Annotated in this window: 14 protein-coding genes; 8 read left to right on the top strand and 6 right to left on the bottom strand. The window is 58.2% G+C overall.

What is annotated here, in order from left to right; genetic code table 11:
• Positions 1-361: 361 nt before the first annotated feature.
• The 3 genes from H096_RS30245 (at position 362) to H096_RS30235 (ending at position 2,852) form a co-directional block, all read left to right on the top strand.
• Complete coding sequence (locus H096_RS30245) at positions 362-1,174, top strand: hypothetical protein (RefSeq protein WP_033902877.1); 813 nt, start codon at positions 362-364, stop codon at positions 1,172-1,174.
• Positions 1,175-1,282: 108 nt separating this feature from the next.
• Entirely contained in the window at positions 1,283-2,197 is a 915-nt protein-coding gene (locus tag H096_RS30240) for a tyrosine-type recombinase/integrase (RefSeq protein ID WP_033902876.1), read from the top strand.
• A gap of 40 nt (positions 2,198-2,237) precedes the next feature.
• Complete coding sequence (locus tag H096_RS30235) at positions 2,238-2,852, top strand: hypothetical protein (RefSeq protein ID WP_033902875.1); 615 nt, start codon at positions 2,238-2,240, stop codon at positions 2,850-2,852.
• A gap of 53 nt (positions 2,853-2,905) precedes the next feature.
• Here H096_RS30235 and H096_RS30230 read toward each other — a convergent pair whose 3' ends face one another.
• Complete coding sequence (locus H096_RS30230) at positions 2,906-4,114, bottom strand: multidrug effflux MFS transporter (RefSeq protein ID WP_033902874.1); 1,209 nt, start codon at positions 4,112-4,114, stop codon at positions 2,906-2,908.
• A 157-nt stretch (positions 4,115-4,271) separates the two neighbouring features.
• Here H096_RS30230 and H096_RS30225 point away from each other — a divergent pair, with 157 nt between their 5' ends.
• The gene (locus tag H096_RS30225; RefSeq protein WP_033902873.1) at positions 4,272-5,885 is read left to right on the top strand and encodes a methyl-accepting chemotaxis protein; all 1,614 of its coding nucleotides are present in this window, start codon (positions 4,272-4,274) and stop codon (positions 5,883-5,885) included.
• A gap of 60 nt (positions 5,886-5,945) precedes the next feature.
• On the opposite strand, the gene H096_RS30220 is transcribed toward H096_RS30225, so the two are convergent.
• Positions 5,946-6,305: a helix-turn-helix domain-containing protein gene (locus H096_RS30220; protein ID WP_033902872.1), complete on the bottom strand. Its 360-nt coding sequence runs from the start codon at positions 6,303-6,305 to the stop codon at positions 5,946-5,948.
• 104 nt (positions 6,306-6,409) lie between these two features.
• Here H096_RS30220 and H096_RS30215 point away from each other — a divergent pair, with 104 nt between their 5' ends.
• The 3 genes from H096_RS30215 (at position 6,410) to H096_RS30205 (ending at position 10,263) form a co-directional block, all read left to right on the top strand.
• Complete coding sequence (locus H096_RS30215; protein ID WP_033902871.1) at positions 6,410-7,159, top strand: glucose 1-dehydrogenase; 750 nt, start codon at positions 6,410-6,412, stop codon at positions 7,157-7,159.
• 406 nt (positions 7,160-7,565) lie between these two features.
• Positions 7,566-8,693, top strand: coding sequence for an integrase (locus H096_RS30210; protein WP_073663301.1), 1,128 nt, complete (start codon positions 7,566-7,568; stop codon positions 8,691-8,693).
• 277 nt (positions 8,694-8,970) lie between these two features.
• Positions 8,971-10,263, top strand: a complete 1,293-nt coding sequence (locus H096_RS30205) for an integrase (protein ID WP_028688854.1) — start codon at positions 8,971-8,973, stop codon at positions 10,261-10,263.
• Positions 10,264-11,041: 778 nt separating this feature from the next.
• Here the strand turns inward: H096_RS30205 and H096_RS30200 are convergent.
• Together H096_RS30200 and salA are read right to left on the bottom strand one after the other, a co-directional pair.
• Positions 11,042-12,388 (bottom strand): aromatic acid/H+ symport family MFS transporter, encoded by a 1,347-nt coding sequence (locus tag H096_RS30200; RefSeq protein WP_023629719.1) that lies wholly within the window; start codon positions 12,386-12,388, stop codon positions 11,042-11,044.
• Between the two features lie 73 nt (positions 12,389-12,461).
• Positions 12,462-13,751, bottom strand: coding sequence for a salicylate 1-monooxygenase (salA, locus tag H096_RS30195; RefSeq protein WP_024075419.1), 1,290 nt, complete (start codon positions 13,749-13,751; stop codon positions 12,462-12,464).
• 127 nt (positions 13,752-13,878) lie between these two features.
• Here salA and H096_RS30190 point away from each other — a divergent pair, with 127 nt between their 5' ends.
• Positions 13,879-14,781, top strand: a complete 903-nt coding sequence (locus H096_RS30190) for a LysR family transcriptional regulator (RefSeq protein ID WP_023629248.1) — start codon at positions 13,879-13,881, stop codon at positions 14,779-14,781.
• 73 nt (positions 14,782-14,854) lie between these two features.
• Here the strand turns inward: H096_RS30190 and H096_RS30185 are convergent, their stop codons facing one another.
• Together H096_RS30185 and H096_RS30180 are read right to left on the bottom strand one after the other, a co-directional pair.
• On the bottom strand, positions 14,855-15,082 hold the full coding sequence (locus tag H096_RS30185; RefSeq protein WP_023629249.1) for a DUF2790 domain-containing protein: 228 nt from the start codon (positions 15,080-15,082) through the stop codon (positions 14,855-14,857).
• A gap of 156 nt (positions 15,083-15,238) precedes the next feature.
• Positions 15,239-16,174, bottom strand: a complete 936-nt coding sequence (locus H096_RS30180; protein WP_023629250.1) for a LysR family transcriptional regulator — start codon at positions 16,172-16,174, stop codon at positions 15,239-15,241.
• Positions 16,175-16,195: the final 21 nt, after the last annotated feature.

Genomic DNA, 16,195 nt, shown 5'->3' with positions numbered 1-16,195 from the left:
AACAGCAGCAATCATTAGGCGAAAGTCCAGGCCGCAGGCTAAAAAGCGGAACCAAAGGTGAAGCGTAATCAAGAGGTTAGACGATATAGCGCGGTTTGCTATGAAGTGCTGCGATTAAGATTAAGCGTAAAAATGTGGAACAGATATGAAAGGCAGATGAAAAACTCGTTTATTTGACAGGTAGACAGCTAGGGTTCAGCTAGGGAACTAACGCTTAGTTGGCAGGCGAAATAGGAACGGTTCGGCGTGCGTTTGGTTCAACTTGAACGCGCGACCTCGGCCACCCCATTTAGTGAAGAATCTTCTCTGCAATACGCCCCAAGTGCCGGTAAAGTAAGCCGTCTCTTGCCAGGGTGATCGGATGAATAGCGTGCAGCGTTTACGGGGCCAGTTGCGGCCAGTGTTGATGGGTTTGTTGATGAGCGTGGCGTGTGTCACCACCGTACAAGCCGACGACGGGGTCGCGCTCACGAGCATTGATCAGGTGCCGGACGGTGTCGAGGTGCGTGGCAAGCAAATCGCCGCTTACACCTGGGACGACAAGCAAGGCAAGAACCTGCTGGTGCTTGCCGAGCAGGTCAGCGAGCGTGACGACGACGGCACTCAGTCGGCGTTTGTGTACGCGGCCCAGTACCTGATCGATGGCAACCGCCCCAAGCGCGTATGGATGCTCTACGACGATGTGCAGCATTGCGAGTTCGACGCCTCGCTGCGCTTCGACCGGGCTGCAACCAAGGTTACTGACCTGACTGGCGATGGCATCACCCAGGCCACCGTGGGCTATTCGCGCACCTGCACCAGTGATGTCAGCCCTAACGAATTCAAGCTGATCATGCATGTCGGAAAGTCGCAGAAGTACCGTCTGCGCGGTGTCGACCGGGTCGGCGCGGCCTGGTGGGACGAAGAGGCCGGCGCCCTACGCGGCATGCCGCTGCCCAAGGATTGCAGCGTGGCCGGGCAGCAAGCGTTGGTCAGCCAGTACAAGGAGCAGGGCACCGAGTTGCCATTGCCCGGTTGCTACGGCGACGAGAAGGACTTTGCCAAGGCCCCCGACGCCTACCTGACGTTCATGCGCCAGCACTGGTTCGCGCTGATGCAGAAACAAGACAGCGACTGGAGCCAGACCCAGGTCCAGCCGCAGGACCCTACCGAAGATGACGACACCGCCCCGTGATTTTGTGCCAGGGCCGGTCCTGGGTTAGACTCGGCCTTCGCCAATTCACTAAATACCTCGATTAATCAAAGGCTTGTTCGAGGTATTTAAGCCAAAGGCTGACATAACTTGACTGAGTCTATCCGCAACCCGCTGACCCTTTACCTCACCCGCCTGGCCCCCTCCAGCCAACTGACCATGCGCTACGTGCTGCAAGACGCGGCCGACCGCCTGGGCTTCGAGGACATCAACCTCGACGACATCGACTGGCACCTGCTGCAACCCGAACACGTGATTGCCCTGGTCGCCGCCTTGCGTGAGGACGGCTACGCGCCGAACACCTCATCGTTGTACGTCAACGCGGTACGCGGGGTGATGAACGAGGCCTGGCGCCTGAACCTGATCAGTCAGGAACACCTGCTGCGCATGCGCACCGTCAAGGCTGCACCGGGCACACGCCTGAGCCAGGGCCGCAACCTGCGGCGCAGTCTGATCCGCGAAATGATGGAAGTCTGCGCCGCCGACCCTCGGCCCCAGGGCCTGCGGGATGCCGCAGTGATCGGCATTCTCTATGGTTCCGGCATGCGCAAGTCGGAGTCGGTCAACCTCGACCTGGCACAGATCAACTTCGAAGAGCGCAGCCTGCGGGTGATCGGCAAGGGCAACAAGGAGTTGATCAAGTATGCGCCGGACTGGGCGTTTACCAAGTTGCAGGCGTGGCTGGCGTTTCGCCGCGAGCAGCTCAAGGAAGGCGCGCAGGACGACAGCTTCCTGTTCAACCGCATCCGCCGCGGCAGCCATATCACCCGCGAGCGCATCACTAAGCACGCGATCTACTACATCGCCCGCCAGCGCGGCGAACAGGTGGGCGTGAAGATCATGCCCCATGACTTCCGCCGCTCGTTCATTACACGGGTGATTGAAGAGCATGACTTGTCGATTGCACAGAAACTGGCACATCACACCAATATCCAGACCACCGCCAGCTATGACGTGCGTGACGACAATGAGCGGCGAAGGGCGGTGGATCGGTTTGATCTCTAATTTTTTCGGATGATGGCGTCATTTAATTAAGGAGGATGGAATGCATACAACGCTTGAAAGGGTATCGGTGCTTACACTTGGGGCGCTGCTGCTATGGGTGGTGGTGGCTGTATTGATTTGCGCCTGGATTCGAAGCGGTAGACTGATCGGAAATTGGACGGCCGCGCGTCAGAATATGGTTCTGGGATTGCTGCTAGTGCTGGCGTCTGTATCGACGTCGACCTACTCATGGAATCAAGTCGATCAATTCAAGACTTACCAGAGCGCAGAAACTGAGGCCCTGCAAGACGAAGTCGATAGAAGGAACGCCGACACTTATAAAAAGAACTGCGACCGACGCCCTGACAAGACCCAGCCGTGCCCACCCGCGCAGCCAGGAGTCAAGCTCTCTGTGTATAGCGAACCACTGCACCACTCACTGGATAAAGTGGTTGAAATCATTGGTTTAGTCCTCGGGCTTTTGGGTGGTGCATTGGGCGTTAACCTGATTACCGATGGGCTACTCAAGAAAGATCCGCCGAAGTACAGCTTGGTCAGGCGTAACGAAAGCCGAGTAACGCGAACATTCGGCTTAAAAGGCTGGAAACATGAAGAACTCACTGTCGAATACCATCTCCCGTCATCAGCCGAGCCGGCTAAACCGCCCACGTCATAGCGCACTCCGCCCCCTCTGATACGCGGCCCCACACGGGCCGCCATGGGCAATGATCAGGAGGAGGGCGGGGCGCTGGCCAAGTGAGCCGGCAGGCGGCGCAAGGTCCACAGGGTGGTGAGCATCGCGGCGATAGCGCACAGCGCAATACCCATCAGCATCGGCGCTGGTGTGTGATCGGCAAACACACCGACCAGCGTCATGGACACGGCTGCCGTGATCATCTGGATTGCCCCGAGCAAGGCCGACGCAGAACCGGCCACCGCGCCGTGGTCCTCCAGCGACAACACGCCGGCAGCCGGCAACAGCAGGCCGAGAAAACCAAAGCCGAAAAACAGCAACGTCATCATCACGGCCAGGCTATCGATCCATAGTGTGGTGAATGCCAGCACGCTCATAACCGCCGCCACGGCCACCACCGACCAACGAATCAGCGGCGCCAGGCCAAAGCGTGCGCTGAGGCGCGCGGTGAGTTGGCTCATGGCGAAAAACGACGCAGCATTCACGGCAAACCCCAGGCTGAACTGCGTGGGCGTCAGGCCGTAATGTTCGATGTACACGAACGGCGCGCTGCCGATGAACACAAAGAACGTCGCCAAACCGAATCCGCACACCACCGACAAACCGATGAATACCGGGTCACGCAGCAAAGCGCCGTAGCTGCTGAAAGCGTTGCCCAGGGTCTTGCCCAAGCGCCGTTCGGCGGGATGGGTTTCTGGCAGTTGCACGATGGTCATCACCAGGCACGCCACCGCAAGCACCGCCAGTACGGCAAACACTTCGCGCCAGCTCCACAAGGAGATGACCAGGCTGCCAGCGAGCGGCGCAAGGATCGGCGAAACACTCATCACCAGCATCAGCAACGCCATGAGTTTCGCGGCTTCATGCCCGGTGTACAGGTCACGCACGATGGCGCGTGGAATCACCATCCCCGCGCACGCACCGAACGCCTGCAGGGCACGAAAGGCGATCAGTGATTCGATCGTCGGCGCCAGTGCGCAACCGACACTGGCCACGGCAAAAATCACCAGGCCGGCGTAAATCGGCGGCTTGCGCCCGAACACATCACTGATCGGCCCGTAGAACAATTGGCATACGCCGACGATGACGAAGAACACGGTAAGGCTCATCTGCACCAACGCCGGCGAGGCGTGCAGGCTCGCGCCAAGGGTTGGCAGCGCCGGCAGATAGATATCGATGGCGAACGGGCCGACGGCAGTGATCAAGCCCAGCAGGAGGGCGAGGTGGGCGATACTTCGAGACATGAGCAGTTCCGGGCGGAGCAAGGGTCGGTCAGCTTAAGGGATACGCGCAGATCCGCAAACTTAGGCTTCAATAAGCAGTAGGGATGGCCGATAACATGAGCAGCGGGGCTTCTGCGGTTGGGTTCCCAACCGGCTGACCAGGCACGGGGATACCAGCATGACGATCAAACTACGCTTGATGCTGTTGATAGCGACCGGATTGCTCGCCGCCTTGATCATGAGCCTGGCCGGCTACCTGGGAAATACCCGGATGGGCACTGCCGTGCAAGACAGCGAAGTGAGCATGACAGTGCTGCGCAACCACATGGAAGCCGACATGATGCACGACGCCCTGCGCGCTGACGTGTTGTCGGCGATGCTGGTAGGCCTGGGCAAAAGCACCAGCAGCAAGGCGGAAGTCGACAGTTCTTTGAAAGAGCATGCCGAACACTTCCGGCAGGTCTTGGAGGACAACCTCAAGTTGCCGCTGGACGCTACGCTCAAGGCAAGCCTGGAAAAAATCAAACCCAGCCTGGATAACTACATCGCTACTGGTGAGCGCATCGTCGCCCTGGCGCTGGACAATCCTGAAGCCGCGCGCGGGGAACTAGGCACATTCAACGCCGCGTTCAGCCAGTTGGAAGATCAAATGGCGAGCCTGAGCGAGTTGATCGAAACCAATAACCAGCAGACCAGCATGGGCACCCGGCAGACCATCAGCAACGCCAACGTCACCCTGGGCGTGGTGTTGATTGCCAGTCTTCTACTGCTGTTGGCCCAGGGCCGTTGGGTGATCCTCAGCATCATGGGCCCACTACAAGCGGCTAGCCGCATTGCTGCCAGCATCGCGCGTGGCAACTTGAGCGAACCCATCGTCGAGCCCCAACGCAAGGATGAAGCCAGCGCCTTGATCCGCAGCCTCGCCACCATGCAAAAGGACCTGCGCGGCATGATCGACGTGGTGCGCAGCAACGCCCATGGCGTCAATGGCATGAGCGAGCAACTGAGCCGTGGCTGCCATGAAGTGGCCGGCAGCAGCCAGCAACAGAGTGCCGCCGCCAGCACCATGGCCGCCGCAGCGAGTGAAATGACCGCAAGCATCGAGGAAATCACCCGGCACGCCGGACGCGCACTGGACATGGCCAACCAGGCGGAAACCTTGGCCAAAGACGGCGGCCGGGTGATTCATCAGGTAGTCAGTGACATGGATGGCATTGCCCGTTCCGCGCAGCAATCGGCCCAGGTGATCCGCACACTGGACAAGGAGTCCGAGGCCATTTTCAGCATTATCCAGGTGATCAAGGGGATCGCAGACCAGACCAACCTGTTGGCCCTGAATGCCGCGATCGAGGCCGCCCGTGCGGGCGAGCAGGGGCGCGGATTTGCCGTGGTTGCTGATGAAGTGCGCAGCCTTGCTGGACGCACCAGCGCGTCGACCCAGGAAATTGCCGCCATGGTCGGGCGTATCCAGCAGAACACGCGGGAAGCGGTGACCAGCATGGAGGAGGGCGTTGCTCAGGTGGACAAAGGCATGGCGGTCACCGCCGAGGTGGAGCGGGCGATTCGCGAGATTCTCCAAGCGACGTTGAATACCACGGAAATGGTCAACGATATCTCGCGGACCATCGGCGAGCAGAGCCTGGCCAGCAATGAAATTGCGCACCAGGTGGAGATGATTGCGGGGATGTCAGAGAGCAATAGCCGAGTGATCGGGCAGACGGCGTCGACCACCGATGAACTGTCCAACCTGGCCGGGAAGTTGTCGCAGTCGGTTGATCGATTCAAGATGTAACCTATTGATTTAACTCAACTAAATAGTCATTTAGTTGAGTTGGCTATCAGGGCAGGGGACTCAAGACTGGGAGAGGGTGGCAGTACGCCGCTCAGCGATACGCTCAACGGTTTGCATATGCTCCGTACCCCATTGGCACAGCCCGCCCAACGCCGTCGCCAAGGACCGCCCGAACGGTGTCAGCGAGTACTCGACCTTGGGCGGTATCTCCTGGAAATCCACGCGGGAGATGATCTCGTCGCGCTCCAGTTCCTTGAGTTGCTGGATCAGCACCTTATCGGTTACGCCGCCAATCGCGCGTCTTAATTCCCCATATCGATGAACATTTTGCGCCAGGTTGAACAGCACCAACGGCTTCCATTTACCGCCAATCACCGCCAGGGCGGCCTCGAGCCCGCAATTGAATGAGTTGTTGGCCATGATCGAGCTGACTCCACATAGGGTACTTACTAAAAGGTGCATACTATTCAAATTAATAGCACGGATCTACAGTTGGGCCTCAACCTTATTCATTGGAGTTCACCATGAGCAGGCTCAACGGAAAAATCGCAGTCATAACCGGTGGCAACAGCGGCATCGGCCTGGCAACCGCCATTCGCTTCGCGGCGGAAGGCGCTCAAGTCGTCATTGTAGGCCGTCGACAAGAGGAACTGGACAAGGCGCTGCAACTGATCGGCCCTGAAGCCATCGCCATACAAGGCGACATTTCAAAACTGGACGACCTCAATCGGGTGTTCACCCAAGTCAAAGCCGCCAAAGGCCGGGTCGACGTGCTGTTTGCCAATGCAGGCCTGGGGGATTTCCAGCCGATCGGCTCGATCACCGAGGAATCGTTTGACCGTACCTTCGGCATCAACGTCAAAGGCACGTTGTTCACCGTACAAAAAGCCTTGCCACTGATGAGCGCCGGCAGCTCGGTGATCCTCACAGGTTCGACCACAGGCACCATGGGCACACCAGCATTCAGCGTGTACAGCGCCACAAAAGCGGCGCTGCGTAATTTCGCCAGGAGCTGGGCACTGGACCTGAAAGGCACCGGCATTCGTGTGAATGTACTTTCACCAGGGCCGATCTCGACACCGGGTCTGGACTTGGCGCTTTCAGGTACAGGCCAGAAAGACGCAATCATCGACGACATGACCGCGCAGGTTCCGTTGAGCCGCATTGGCAAGCCGGAAGAAGTTGCAGCGGCAGCGTTGTTCCTGGCATCGGATGAGAGCAGCTTCATGACTGGCAGTGAAATGTTTGTCGATGGAGGCTTTGCTCAGGTTTGAGTGAGATAGGGGTTTTGCCTGTTGAAATCTGATGGGCACTGCCCCTGATTACGCAATATCATATTACGCATAATGTATATTATGTTAAATAATGTATTAAGATTGCGCCGACTCTGCTCGCACATGCTGTGACGCCTGATGAAAAAGTAGAAAATGACTGATTAAAAAAAATACCAAGATATCAGTGAGATGCAGCATTCTCCGCTGTCAAGGTTTCCCTTGCCCCCCCTCGTTAACGGTTAAAAAAGGAGAATCCTGATGAGGCTTTTGCCTGTTTAAAAAGCCTAAAAAGAAGACTAAATACTGTGCTATTTTTCAAGAGTACTCGTGACTTCCTTTTAGACCAATGGGATCGTCAATGTCAAAAGTCATAGACCCTCGGCCTGTCCTTGCTGGTCCCGAAAGTATGTCTCTCGATCTCGGGCTGTACTACGCTCGCTACCCCTGCATCGAAGCCTTCCTCAGTAGTCTCTCCGCTAATCTTGATGTAGAAACGGACTTAAAATGCGCTATCCGCTTTCTTGCATATCATAGTCACCCGCTTGGAACCTTTAATAATTACCGAACATTCGTTGAACGTTTGCTCCTATGGAGCTGGATTGTCGCCGAAAAAACTGTACTGACACTAGATAAAGAGACGTTTACGAATTTTATTACTTTTTGCAAGATGCCACCTTCAAATTGGGTTGGATTTTCTACAACCGCTAGATTCGCTCAAGTCGATGGTAATTCGGTTTTCAATGAATCATGGCGGCCTTTCAATATTCGAGCATCTAAAGATGTAGGGGCGCGCAGCCCTAAAGTGGAAACCTTGCGTTTCATTCGTAGCGTTTGTAGTTCATTTTATGGTTTTCTCTGCGAGGAAGATGTGATAGCGATAAATCCAGCTATATCATCACGAACTTTCTATGGAAGAGGAATGCGCGCTACTTACCCTGTGGAACGATATTTAACTTCCGAGCAATTAGGTCAGGTTCTGCAAGCGCTAGAATTTCATGCGCTGGGTGATCCTGCTGGTGAGCGTGCTCTTTTTATAATAGCAGCAACGACTCTTATGTGTTTGCATGCTGCAGACCTTGCAAATGCTGATAACTACTGCCCATGCATGAATTGCTTTGTTCTAGACGATGCCAGATGGTGGTTGATACTAGAGGCGCCAGGTCGGCTGCTAAGGAAAGTTGAAGTCACTCCAGAGTTCCTGCCCTACTTGAGACGCTATCGAAAAAGCCGAGGACTACCCCCGTTCCCAGAGCAGAACGAAGAAATCCCTATCTTGGAGGCTAGTCACGGGCGCCCCGGTCTTTCCGTGCGACAAATACGAAGCATTGTTAAAGAAGCGCTTATGAAAGCTCATGCAAGCATTACTTCTACAGACAAAGGCGGTGAGCACTGGAATATCCTGCTTGGTGGCAGTATGCGTTTTTTGAAAGAAAGCGGCGCAAAGATTCGTGCGCAAAGCTTCCGCCCTGCCGAGTTGCAGAAATATCTAGGCATTTTCAGCTTGGCTTATACCTATGGAAGGTATTATGGTTGATAGAGCGTTCCCCGCTAGCTTAAATTCCTGGCCTATAAGCTTCTCTGGCGGGACGCCCGGCAGACTCATTTCTCCCATTTAAAAATCCGACTCCAATCGTAACTGCATGTTATTAAACGTATTATTTGTAAGGATCATGGGGTTACAGATTTTAAGAAGGACAGCGAGGATTGATCGGAGAAATCTAAGCAATATCCGATAATCACCAGACCCGGATATTGCTCTATACTACGCTGAAAGACCGATATAGACGCATTCGCCCAGGTTGAACCACTTCATGTCGCAGCATCCCCAGCCGCTTTTCGAGACCTTTGATCGCTTCCACGAACTCAACTTTCTTCACCTCAATGGCGAGCTTCCAGCGGTTCGGGACTTCCTCCATGGTTGTGCCGATGAGCTCCAGGCCGTCGAGGGCTATCGCGCCGTTCGGGGATTTCTGAAGTCCTACGCCGGCAACGAAGCCACGTTCAACTCCTATCGAACCCACGTCGAGCGGCTGCTGCTCTGGTCCCTACTGGTGGCTGTCAAGCCCCTTGTTGAACTGCGTCGCCGGGACGCCGAGGCCTTCATGGAGTTCTGCCTCAACCCGCCCGCCGACTGGATAGGTCCGGTCGTAAAGTCCCGCTTCCTGCGCGTGGGTGGTCGCAAGAAGCTCGACACGGACACCTACATCGTCAATTTGCAATGGCGACCTTTCAGTCACACTGTGGCCAAGCGCGAACGCAAGATTGCCGAAGAGGCCGTTGCCGCCCTTCCCTCCCGTCCCTACCGCTTGTCCCAGGGATCGGTGGCTCAGGTATTCGCAGTCTGCGGCAGCTTCTTCCAACACGCGATTGATGAGGGTCTCACCGAGGTGAACCCCTTCCGGGCGGTAAAACAGAAATCCATCTACAAGCAACGCAACACCTTGGATGTGGCGTCACGTTCCCTGACTCCGCTGCAGTGGAGCTACGTGATCGAGACTGCCGAGCAGATGGCCGCGACCGACCCGACACACGAACGCACTCTGTTCATCGTTGCGACTCTGTTCTCCATGTACCTGCGAGTCTCCGATCTGGTCGGGCGTGACAACTGGACGCCTACCATGGGCGACATCCGCCGCGATAGCATGGGCAACTGGTGGTTTCATGTGGTGGGCAAAGGCAACAAGGCCGCCAAGATCAGCATCCGCGACGAATACATCCAGAACTACCTGATACGCTATCGCCAGCATTTACAGCTCTCCCCCCAGCCATCTGCCCACGAGAAAACACCGTTGATCAGTTCCCTGAAGGGGCGTGGTGGGCTATCTGATCGACATATTCGCCTGCTGCTCCAAGGGCTATTTGATCGCGCTATGGGGCGTATGGCTGAGGAAGGCTGGAGCGATGACGAAATAGACCAGTTGCGTTCAGCTTCACTGCATTGGTTACGCCACACCTCCGCAACCTTTGATGCACCATATCGAGAGATGAAGGACCTCCAGGCTGACCTTCGTCACAATAGTCTCAGCACTACCCAAAATACGTACTACAACTCGCTGGACGAACAACGGGCACACTCGGTGAAAAGCCTTCCAATCAGACGTTAGACGCCCATTAAACACACACTTGTTTAGCCATCGCGCATAGCTTGAGAACGAGAAAATTTTCCTTGGCTCAGGTGATGGGTGAGTTATGCAACCAGCGCATGCTCGACCTCGACTCGCGGACATGCCATCTGCTTGCTGGCGCGTTTCTGCGCCAGCAAGAAATCAGGAGGTCGCGCTTCCGTCGTCATTGAAAAAGTCATCACGGGAGATGCGTCCGAAATCGCTGAGGTCTTGGTCTTACTGGTCTTCAGCGACCGTCTCGAAGATCGTCGATCATTGCAGCCTTCGTGCTGTACTTGGCTCCGAGATGTACCAGCCTCTCGATGTTCGCGGCAGTGAAGAACTGGTGGCCGGCAGCGATGACTCTCTGTGCTTTGATAATCCCGTGCAGGACTTCACCCACCCATTTCGCAGGCTGCGATCTTCAGGCGTTGGGGTTCGACAAGGCCCGGTCTCATCGTACGGGGCGTCCTGATTATGATCCGGCTAATCTGCTCAAGATCTGTCAGTACGGCTACGTGCAGCGCAACCGTCACGTTCATTGAAAAGTATGGATGTGATGACCGGCGCCTCAGCACCTGCTAACCATCGAGTTGGCAGCCGCTTCGAGTCTCAAGGCTTTCTCATGATCCAACGCCTAGCCTAGGATCCGACTACGCACAGCGGATCGGCATCTATAGCAGCCGAGACCATGGTGGTTCCATATGCCGGTTGCGAGCGGTCAACCAGAGCACCACACCCGACATGGGTGCGGTGCTCAGTTCCTGATAGCAGTGGATCAGCCGGCAGTCGATTCCAGAGGTTTCTCCATCAGCGTGCAGACCTGACCCGGCCGGTGCCAGAGAAAACCCATAATGGCGGCGGCGCCCACCAGCCCCGGCAGCGCGAACGCCAGAAAGCTCGCCTGCAACGGCAGTTGCGCGGCGTGCAAAGCTCCGCCCAGCAACGGGCCGATGATGGCGCCAATACGGCCAATTCCCATCGCCCAGCCCAGACCAGTGGAGCGGATATGCGCGGGGTAAAATTGCACGGCGCAGGCATTGGCGAGGATCTGCGTACCGATAGTGCAGGCCCCGGCCACGCCGATCAGCAGGTAGAGCACCGGCAGCGGTGACTTCAGCGCCAATAGACTCAGCGACAGCGCACCGGTGGCGAAGAACGCCAGGAGTACCCGACCCAGGCCTATGCGATCTCCCAGCCAGCCGCCGCCGATTGCCCCGAAGATGGCGCCGAAGTTCAGCACCAGCAGGAACGCCAGGCTGGAGTTGAGGCCGTAGCCGGCAGCGTTCATAAGCTTCGGCAGCCAGGAACTCAGGGCGTAGACCATCAGCAGGCAGCAGAAGAAGGCCACCCAGAGCATCAGCGTTTTCAGTGCGCGACCATCCTGGAACAACTGGGAGATGGCCACCTTGCCCGCCTGCCCCTTTGCCAGATTGAGCCGGTCGTGCATTTTGGGCACGTAGTCGGGCTCTGCCCTGGCCAGCAGCTCTTTGGCGCGTTCGACCTCCCCCTGGCGCAGCAGGAAGTTCAACGACTCCGGCAGCTGGCGCACCAGCAACGGCAGCACCAGCAGCGGTACAACCGCCACGAAGAACACCGATTGCCAGCCCCAGCTGGGCATCAACGCCATGCCCAGACCCGCAGAGAGCATGCCCCCCACCGAGTAACCGCTGAACATGATCGCCACCAGGGTGCTGCGGATTTTCTTCGGCGCGTACTCGTTCATCAGCGCCACCACATTGGGCATCACCCCACCGATACCAAGCCCGGCGAAAAAGCGGCAAATGGCAAACTCCTCGGGAGTGCGCGCGAATCCGTTGATCACGGTAAAACCGCTGAACAGGACCACACAGGTCATGATGGTCTTGCGGCGCCCGATCCGGTCCGACAGTGGGCCGAAGAACAGTGCACCGAGCATCATGCCCACCAATGCGCAGCTGCCTAGCAGACCGGCCTGCAGCGCAGAGAGGTTCCAGGCTTGCATCAGCGACGGCAGCACCACGCCGTAGATAACCAGATCATAGCCATCGAAGATAATGATCAGCGCGCACCAGAACAGCACGCGCCCGTGAAAGGTATTGAAGCGGGCCCCGTCAAGCAGGGCGGAAACGTCGATATCACGCATGGCATAGCTCTTCTTGTCATTGTTATAGAGCCGGAACCGGCATCGAGGCCGATTCCGGTAGAACGACGCGCAACTAGGCGCAGTGGCTCAGGGCTGTCCAACCTAGTCGAGCGCGGGCATCTCGCACGTCAGCGTCGAGGTCGTGGTTCCACAACCAGTCGAAGCGGCTAGCCAAGGTAGCTCCCAGCGCCTGTTTGTCATCACCCACTGCCGGGTCACGCAGTTCGTAAAGTTCACCGGCTTCCCAGGAGGTACGCTGCACGCGGCAGGCACGCGGGCGGCGCAAGGCGTCGTAGGCAGCCAGCAACTCATCGAGGTTGCCGCGACTCACCTGAACATCTCCCAGCAGGCGGGCGAGGAAGTAGGCGTCCTCGAGCCCCTGCCCTGCCCCGGCGCCCTGGTGCGGCAGCATCGCGTGGGCGGCATCGCCGATCAGCGCCACACGGCCGTGGACATAACCAGGTAGCTCGGCGAGGTCGTGCAGAGCCCAGTAGGTTGGCGAGGGAATGCACTCCAGCAGGATTCGCGCAGCATCGCCCCAGCCGACGAAGGCGTCGAGCATCTCACGCTGGCTGGCCTGACGAACCCAGGGCGAATTCTCGGGCCAGGTGGGCGCGGGCTGACTGCGGTCAGATACGAAGGCCACCACGTTGATGATGCGCCCCCGCTTAACCGGAAAGGTAAGGATGTGGCCATCCAGGCCCAGGTACATCTGCGGCACGTCCACCAAGTGCTCGTCAACGCCAGCGGCACGGTAGGCCTCGCGCAGGTGCAGGCTATCGATCATGCCACGGTAGGCGCAGGTACCACTGAAGCGCGGCACGGCGGGCGGGGCCCCGATACCCTCGAGGACATGGCCACGAATAGCCGATTTGATGCCATCGGCGGCGATCAGCAAGTCACCGCGATATTCACTACCGTCGGTAAAGCGCACACAGGCCTCATCGCCGTGCTGCTCCACGCCCACGGCGCGCTTATTGAATCGGGCAATGCCCTCCGGCAGTCGGCTGGCGAGCACGTCGAGGAAATCCGCCCGGTGCACCGAAGACTGCCCCACGCCAGGAGCCACGCTCGCGCCAATGTAACCGGCGTCGACGCTGCGGCGCCATTCGAACCACACGTCCTGCCAGGGCTCGGGGGTGCGATCGGCAACCTGGGCGTAAGGCTCTGCAATGCCGAGACCGGCAATGGCTCGCACCGCGTTAGCACCGAAGGAAACGCCCGCTCCCACCTCACCGAAGGCCGGTGCGGATTCGAAGAGCTGGACGTCGAGATGGGAATGGCGGCACAGATCCAGTGCCAGGGCGACGCCGGAAATACCGCCGCCGATGATGCCGATACGCAGGGCAGGCTTGGTGATCATGTTTGTACCCATGATGTTGTTGTTGGAGTGAAGTCATCATGGGCGCACGAGAAATATTGATAAATACCGCAGCCTGCATACAAACTATTTCAAACCTGAATATTCCTACCAACCTATGAGGCAGACCATGGACCTGCGCGACCTGGATCTGAACCTGCTAGTGGTGTTCAACCAGTTGCTGATCGACCGCCGCGTCTCCACCGCCGCGGAAAGCCTGGGTCTGACCCAGCCCACCGTGAGCAACGCCCTCAGGCGCCTGCGTACAGCCCTGCAGGACGACCTGTTCGTGCGTACCTATCAGGGTATGGAGCCTACCCCCTACGCCCAGCAACTTGCTGAGCCAGTGTCGCTGGCCATCCATACCCTGCGCGAGGCGCTGAGTCGCCAAGACAGTTTCGACCCGCTAACCAGCGAACGCACCTTCACCATCGCGATGACCGATATCGGTGAAATCTACTTCACCCCGCGCCTGATGGATGCCCTCTCCCGCCTGGCACCAGGCTGCCGCATCAGTACCGTGCGCAACACCTCCGTATCCCTGATCGAGGCGCTGCAGAGCGGCACCGTCGACCTCGCCGTAGGCCTGCTGCCACACCTGCAGGCAGGCTTCTTCACTCGCCGTCTGTTCCATCATCGTTACGTATGCATGTGTCGCAAGGACCACCCCGTCACCAGCGAGCCGCTCACGCTGGAGCGCTTCTGCGCTCACGGTCATGTGCGGGTCATCGCCGCCACCACCGGCCACGGCGAAGTGGACGCACACATGGCGCGTCTGGGGATAGAGCGGGACATCCGTCTCGAAGTGCCGCACTTCGTCGCTGTGGGCCATATTCTCCAGCGCACCGATCTGCTGGCCACGGTACCCGAGCGCTTTGCCGAGTGCTGCGTCCAGCCCTTCGGTTTGGTGGCCCTGCCCCACCCCGTGCAGCTACCGGAAATCGATATCAACCTGTTCTGGCACGCCAAGTATCACCGAGACTCCGCCAACCGCTGGCTCAGGCAACTGATGTTCGAGCTATTTGCGGACTGACGGCGCCCGAAGTGCCTGACAGCCCATTGCCTGCCATGAGGGATCGGGCTGACTGCCGAGTCCTGCGACGGACTCAATACACGCAGCTCTCGCCCTGGCGCAGATACACCAGGGTATGGATCTCGCCGTGTGAATCCTCATAGACCATGGTCGCCTCGCCCACCTCACAGCCCTGAGGCATCTCGATCGAAATGACCCTGGCGACATCCATGGCCTGGCCATAATGGTATGGCTGCGCATCGTCGGCGACTGCCCACTGAGCGACAAGTGTCACGCCGATCATCCAGTATCTTGCTTTCATGCTGCACCTCGTAATGACTCGATGAGCATCAGCTTAAGGAGTGGTTCCGGCAAGAAACAGCGAACTCCAGGCAAGGTAGTTTTGCCTTTAGCGTAATAATCGAAGAGCGCTAAGCGACAGGGCATCAACCCTGGCCACACCGGTTTGCTCCCAGGGTCACGCCCAATAGGTGGGGTTTTCCACCAGGGTTCGATTACCGCGGAATACCAGGGGTAATTGCTCCTTGAGGAACTCCACCCAGGTTCTCACCTTGGCATCGAGAAAGCGCCGCGACGGGTACAGCGCATAGATACCCCGCTCGTGCAGGCGATGTTCGGCCAGCAGGCGTACCAGTCGGCCCTGTGCGAAGGCCTTGGCCGCTATCAGGTCCGGCAGTACGCAAATACCCATACCCTCTCCTGCCGCCTGGGCCATCGCCTCGGCGACGTTGACCTGAAATGTTTCTCCCAGACGGATCGCCCGCTCGACGCCGTTGTCGGTAAAGGTCCAGCTGTCGCCAAAAACCGGGTCGAGCAGGCGCAGGCAGCGATGCTGGCTCAGCTCGTCGAGAGTCATCGGAATACCGTGCTGCCCCAGGTAGCTCGGCGCCGCACAGACCACGCTGTAGGTAGTGCCGAGCAGTTGAGCGACCAGTTCGGAGTCGGGCAACTCCCGGGCCAGAGTAATGACCACATCCTGCCCCTCCTCGAGCAGGTCAGGGTGGCGCTGGGAGAGCGTCAGCTCAAGGTTCACTTCCGGGTAGAGCTCGCTATAGCGGGCGGCCAAGGGTGCAAGTAGATGGGTGCCCAAACCGGTGATCGCGTGCACCCGCAGGCGCCCCCTGGGCATCAGGTAGGCACCACCGGCCTCGGCGCCAGCGTCTTCCAGCTCGCTGAGAATATGCCGACAGCGCTCCAGGTAACGGCTGCCTACCTCGGTCAGCCCCAGCCGGCGGGTGGTACGTTGCAGTAGGCGTGCCTGCAGATGACTTTCGAGTTCGGACACCTGCCGCGACACCTGCGCGGTGGACAAGCCCAGCGTCTGTGCAGCAGCCGTGAAGGTGCCCGCGTCCACCACGCGAGTAAACACCCGCATTGCCTGAAAAACATCCATCTGACTGTTACCTATTTAGTA

Source organism: Pseudomonas sp. FH1 (assembly GCF_000510895.2).
Lineage (GTDB): Bacteria > Pseudomonadota > Gammaproteobacteria > Pseudomonadales > Pseudomonadaceae > Aquipseudomonas > Aquipseudomonas azotoformans_A.
This window is presented reverse-complemented; position numbering and strand designations above follow the sequence as displayed.

Excerpts from the sequence above, each read along its gene's own strand:
- H096_RS30200 (WP_023629719.1), bottom strand. The coding sequence starts at position 12,388 with ATGCGTGATATCGACGTTTCCGCCCTGCTTGACGGGGCCCGCTTCAAT.
- H096_RS30190 (WP_023629248.1), top strand. The coding sequence starts at position 13,879 with ATGGACCTGCGCGACCTGGATCTGAACCTGCTAGTGGTGTTCAACCAG.
- salA (WP_024075419.1), bottom strand. The coding sequence starts at position 13,751 with ATGATCACCAAGCCTGCCCTGCGTATCGGCATCATCGGCGGCGGTATT.
- H096_RS30205 (WP_028688854.1), top strand. The coding sequence starts at position 8,971 with ATGTCGCAGCATCCCCAGCCGCTTTTCGAGACCTTTGATCGCTTCCAC.
- H096_RS30180 (WP_023629250.1), bottom strand. The coding sequence starts at position 16,174 with ATGGATGTTTTTCAGGCAATGCGGGTGTTTACTCGCGTGGTGGACGCG.
- H096_RS30220 (WP_033902872.1), bottom strand. The coding sequence starts at position 6,305 with ATGGCCAACAACTCATTCAATTGCGGGCTCGAGGCCGCCCTGGCGGTG.
- H096_RS30210 (WP_073663301.1), top strand. The coding sequence starts at position 7,566 with ATGTCTCTCGATCTCGGGCTGTACTACGCTCGCTACCCCTGCATCGAA.
- H096_RS30185 (WP_023629249.1), bottom strand. The coding sequence starts at position 15,082 with ATGAAAGCAAGATACTGGATGATCGGCGTGACACTTGTCGCTCAGTGG.
- H096_RS30215 (WP_033902871.1), top strand. The coding sequence starts at position 6,410 with ATGAGCAGGCTCAACGGAAAAATCGCAGTCATAACCGGTGGCAACAGC.
- H096_RS30245 (WP_033902877.1), top strand. The coding sequence starts at position 362 with ATGAATAGCGTGCAGCGTTTACGGGGCCAGTTGCGGCCAGTGTTGATG.
- H096_RS30225 (WP_033902873.1), top strand. The coding sequence starts at position 4,272 with ATGACGATCAAACTACGCTTGATGCTGTTGATAGCGACCGGATTGCTC.
- H096_RS30230 (WP_033902874.1), bottom strand. The coding sequence starts at position 4,114 with ATGTCTCGAAGTATCGCCCACCTCGCCCTCCTGCTGGGCTTGATCACT.
- H096_RS30235 (WP_033902875.1), top strand. The coding sequence starts at position 2,238 with ATGCATACAACGCTTGAAAGGGTATCGGTGCTTACACTTGGGGCGCTG.